General features: G+C 71.6%; 1 protein-coding gene. It reads left to right on the top strand.

Annotated elements, in window-relative coordinates; translation table 11 throughout:
* Nucleotides 1–191, top strand: a 191-nt coding sequence (locus B2P18_RS00110; RefSeq protein WP_286955225.1) for a hypothetical protein, incomplete at its 5' end; no start/stop codon positions are given.
* Nucleotides 192–250 lie beyond the last annotated feature (59 nt).

Consider the following 250-nt stretch of genomic DNA (forward strand, 5'->3'; position numbering starts at 1 on the left):
TCGGAAAGCTCATCCCCGCCGGGACGGGCCTGCCGCGGTACCGCAACGTCAAGGTCAACCCCACCGAGGAGGCCAAGGCGGCGATGTACTCCATGCCGGGCTACGACCAGTTCGACTACACGGCCTTCGGGCCGGGGTCGGGCGAGGCGATCCGTCTCGACGACATCACGCTGGGCTTCGACACCCACTGATCGTCGCTGACGTCCACGGCGCGGGCCCGCCCCCTCTTGGGGCCCGCCCCCCCCCCCGC

This window comes from Arsenicicoccus sp. UBA2120 (assembly GCF_002330965.1).
GTDB lineage: Bacteria > Actinomycetota > Actinomycetes > Actinomycetales > Dermatophilaceae > Arsenicicoccus > Arsenicicoccus bolidensis.